Here is a 540-nt window from a genome sequence, read left to right as displayed (position 1 = left end):
GGCTGCTCATCTGACTCGCTCCTCTGGTTTGATGTCGAGCCCGGTGACCCGCACGGTGACCTGGTCCACGTGGGAGCCCGTGAGGCTTTGCACGCGGTCTCGGATGGTTGTCTTGGCGTTCTCGACTCGCTCCAGGAGTGGACCGCCGCTGCGCGCGAGCGCATTCGGCTGCTCACGGATTCGGGCGAGTGACGGAACCCGGATGGGGGTCCGCACCCGGAGGGCGAGCTTGCCGTCGTGGTCGTCGAGGTCGACGTTGACGCTGCCTGCGTCGACCCCGAGGGCGTCACCGGCGACAGCTGACGCGACACGAGTCAGGGCCTTCGCGGTGAGTCGTGTCGTGCCTCGCTGCGCCGCGCCGTGGTGTGTCGTCGCGGCGATGCTCATGAGGAGGTGTTCCGTCCTCGGATGACGTCGACAAGGGCGCTGGCGTCGAGCTTTCCTTCGAGGATGCGTCCGATGACGCCGCCGATGATCATCGCGATCGCGACGAAGAAGAACGCCCAGAAGCCGAGGATGATCCAGGTGAGCGCGAGGACC

Annotated in this window: 1 protein-coding gene; it reads right to left on the bottom strand. The window is 66.9% G+C overall.

From position 1 onward, the window contains the following. Positions 1-6: 6 nt before the first annotated feature. A complete protein-coding gene (locus C5E10_RS18745; protein WP_104332946.1) occupies positions 7-387 on the bottom strand; it encodes a hypothetical protein in 381 nt (126 codons plus the stop codon). Between the last annotated feature and the right edge of the window lie 153 nt (positions 388-540).

It is taken from the genome of Pseudoclavibacter sp. RFBG4, assembly GCF_002931515.1.
In the GTDB taxonomy this organism is placed as follows: domain Bacteria; phylum Actinomycetota; class Actinomycetes; order Actinomycetales; family Microbacteriaceae; genus Pseudoclavibacter.
The sequence above is the reverse complement of the archived record's forward strand: the minus strand, read 5'-3'. Positions and strand labels throughout refer to the sequence as shown.

What these genes read in the sequence shown, in the direction of transcription:
- C5E10_RS18745 (WP_104332946.1), bottom strand. Translation starts at nt 387, where the DNA reads ATGAGCATCGCCGCGACGACACACCACGGCGCGGCGCAGCGAGGCACG.